General features: G+C 61.7%; 1 protein-coding gene. It reads right to left on the bottom strand.

Translation table 11 applies throughout. From position 1 onward, the window contains the following. Positions 1 to 113: 113 nt before the first annotated feature. Positions 114 to 389 (bottom strand): TPM domain-containing protein (locus AC1DCP_RS26625; protein WP_476774904.1); only part of this gene is annotated, 276 nt, incomplete at its 5' end.

Raw genomic sequence — 389 nt, 5'->3', positions numbered from 1 at the left:
GGGTTGGTGGGGCTGCAAGTTGTGGCGGCGGGGTGGTATTTGATGGAGAAGCGGGGAGGGAAGGTTTGAGGGGCGGTGTTGGGTTTTGAGCCCAAAAGCCAACACCCCAAACCTCAGAGCACCATCGGCCGATCGTCCAACTCATTCCGATTAAACCCATCCCCCGAAGGAAAATGCTCCATCAGCAGCGCATGGATCTCCCCCACCGCATCCAGCACTGGCCGTACCGACAGCGACTCCCGTAGCCCCACCGTCAGCCCGGCGCAAACCTTCTCCCACACCCGCGCGCTAACGCACGCGTCAATCCCCCGGTCCGCGAGGATTTCCACCGCATGATCGGCGAGGTTGATATAGAGCAGCACGCCCGTGTGGTCCTCGGTGTTCCACCT

The organism is Agrobacterium sp. 10T429 (assembly GCF_056393925.1).
This window is presented reverse-complemented; position numbering and strand designations above follow the sequence as displayed.